Annotated in this window: 3 protein-coding genes; 2 read left to right on the forward strand and 1 reads right to left on the reverse strand. The window is 36.9% G+C overall.

Going from position 1 to position 1,879, the window contains the following annotated elements; genetic code table 11:
• The first annotated feature begins 148 nt into the window (after positions 1-148).
• Positions 149-436 carry a hypothetical protein gene (locus FTV31_RS16510; protein ID WP_020847062.1) on the forward strand — a complete coding sequence of 96 codons (288 nt, stop codon included), beginning with the start codon at positions 149-151 and terminating at the stop codon, positions 434-436.
• A 14-nt stretch (positions 437-450) separates the two neighbouring features.
• A complete protein-coding gene (locus FTV31_RS16515) occupies positions 451-765 on the forward strand; it encodes a hypothetical protein (RefSeq protein WP_151208206.1) in 315 nt (104 codons plus the stop codon).
• Positions 766-797: 32 nt separating this feature from the next.
• Here FTV31_RS16515 and repM read toward each other — a convergent pair whose 3' ends face one another.
• Complete coding sequence (gene repM, locus FTV31_RS16520) at positions 798-1,736, reverse strand: replication initiation protein RepM (protein ID WP_180015734.1); 939 nt, start codon at positions 1,734-1,736, stop codon at positions 798-800.
• Positions 1,737-1,879 lie beyond the last annotated feature (143 nt).

Consider the following 1,879-nt stretch of genomic DNA (forward strand, 5'->3'; position numbering starts at 1 on the left):
GGATTCCCCTTACGCAAACTTTGACTTGGATGAAATCCAAGTCGTAAGTGCGCATTTCATGAAAAACACGATAGCATATAGCTCGCTTGAACTCTAGTTCATAGAGCCTTATGCTTGAGTGGTTTTCTATATCCCGAAATTAACCGTTATGACAAAATCAACTGAAAATATTGAAAAGAAAATTGAAGCCCAGTTGGAGAAGCTGAAACAGTTAAAAGCTCAGAAACAGGCTATTGAAGCAAGAGAAAGAACAAAGCAGAAAGAGCAAGAACGCAAGGATGATACTCGGCGTAAAATCTTACTTGGTTCTTACTTGATTAAAAAAATGCAATCCAATGAAGCCAACAAAGAAAAAATACTCGCTGAACTTAATGATTATTTAATAGAGGATCGGGATAGAATACTTTTTGATTTACCTTCGATGAATAACAATTAAGCTGGATATTCTTTATGAAATATAAAATTTTAATGTCTTTATTAACAATGTCAGTTATTACCCTTACTGCATGCAGCAAAAATAAAGAAGAACCAGAACATGTAAGAGTGCAAGCATCGTCTCCTGAGATTGTGGAAGAAGTACGCCAAGAAGCGCAACAAGTACCTGCTCCGCAAGAAATTACAGACGAAGACCGTGAACGTATGAAAAAAGAACTCCAAGATTCATCACGATTTGAAAGTAAAGATACTGCCAATAAGTCGGGCGAAGAAGTAAATGCGGAACTGATTAATCAGTTAGATTCGATAGGACAGCCAGCCAAAGAATAAAATTAAAAAAAAGGAGCTGAAGCTCCTTTTTTTTAATTACCAAATCCTGCCTTTTTTAAGCAAGGGTATAACTCTCTGAATTTTTCAGGCTCTAAAAGCATGTCTGCAATACGAATAGCAAACTGCTGATAGCTTTCTGTACCTTGAGAATATGCCCCCATTTCAGGCATTTCAGACAGTTTGTTTGCAAATAAATGACGTTGGGAATCGGTCATTTTGATAAAAAAGTCAGGTGTGTTTGGATCTCGCTTGAGGTCTTTCGGTTTTTCAATTTTCGGCTGTTGCTTTTGCTTAAACTTAAATGAAAAGCCGCTAATAGTGCGCCCTTTTTTATGTTGTTCTACTTTTACAGTTATATCAGTGTGTTCATTGATTTGTTTGATTGCTGGTTCTAGCACACGGCTTTTAAAGTTATTCATTGCCGTGTATTCATTATCGCCTACGCCTAATCTATTTCTAAATTCTGATAGCTCAATCTCAGGTACTTTACCTGTAGCTCGCCAAGCTATCAGCATTTCATAAAGCCTTATAGCGTACTTGCTTGTAAGCTGTGCGACTTGCTTCAGTTGGTAGCTTGTAAAATGCTGCTCAAGCCTTGTGATCAATGGTACAACGTCAGGCGCAAACGTAACTTCTAAGGTTGCTGTCGCATCAATATACTTAATACGGCTTACCCATCTTGACCTTACTACACCTAAATTTCCTTGCTTGTCAGGTTCTTTAAATGAGAATTGACGATCAAACAGGTTATTTACGGCTTCTTTCAACGCTTTATAAGCACCGCTATTGCTCACATCAAAACGACTAGCGTAGTCGTGTGCGTGAATTTCTAATTTGCTATCAGATGTAATGCCTTGCCCAGTTTCCCTAGCATTAATAATCGCTAAAAGGATTAAGCGCTGTTCTGTTACTTCAAGGTTGTAACTCGCATTAATCAAGGCGTTATCTTTCACAACAAGCTCGTTTTTCATATTAAAAGGGTTCAATTATATTTATAAAGATACACATTACACCAATGTATCAATAGATACAATTCCTATAATGGTGCTAAATGCGGAGTAATTGTATCTTTATAACGGAGTAATTGTATCTTTATAACGGAGTAATTGTATCT

Origin of the sequence: Acinetobacter sp. YH16031 (assembly GCF_013417335.1) — a bacterium.
GTDB lineage: Bacteria > Pseudomonadota > Gammaproteobacteria > Pseudomonadales > Moraxellaceae > Acinetobacter.

Coding starts and splice junctions, on each gene's coding strand:
- FTV31_RS16515 (WP_151208206.1), top strand. CDS start 451: ATGAAATATAAAATTTTAATGTCTTTATTAACAATGTCAGTTATTACC.
- FTV31_RS16510 (WP_020847062.1), top strand. CDS start 149: ATGACAAAATCAACTGAAAATATTGAAAAGAAAATTGAAGCCCAGTTG.
- repM (WP_180015734.1), bottom strand. CDS start 1,736: ATGAAAAACGAGCTTGTTGTGAAAGATAACGCCTTGATTAATGCGAGT.